The 335-nt window shown below is 71.0% G+C and carries 1 protein-coding gene; it reads left to right on the forward strand.

Annotated features, from left to right (window positions below; genetic code table 11):
• On the forward strand, positions 1 to 298 hold a 298-nt coding region (locus RB628_RS41725), incomplete at its 5' end, for a DUF6545 domain-containing protein (protein WP_318325808.1).
• Positions 299 to 335: the final 37 nt, after the last annotated feature.

Below are 335 nucleotides of genomic sequence, written 5' to 3' on the forward strand. Positions count from 1 at the left end.
CGCCCTGCGCCCGTACCGCTCCCGGAGCGTGCACGAAGCCGCCCAGCGGACCGTCGACGCCGGGACGGAGCAGGGCGCTGCGATCGTCGAAGCTACGGTCGTCAAGGCGGCACTGGCCGCTTTGCAGAACAGCCGTCCCGCCGACGAGGTCGCCGTGCCGTCGGCGACGGACACCGCTTCCCGTGCCGGAGACCTCCGTGCGGAGACGCAGTGGCTTCTCCGGATCGCCGACGCCTACGCGCACCGGGAGACTGTGCGTGTCGCCGACGGCGGCCAACCGGAAGCGGTTGGAGCCTGACAGCATGAACGACCCGACCAAGGACCCTCGATTCCTG

Source organism: Streptomyces sp. ADMS, from assembly GCF_033441795.1.
Classification (GTDB): Bacteria; Actinomycetota; Actinomycetes; order Streptomycetales; family Streptomycetaceae; genus Streptomyces.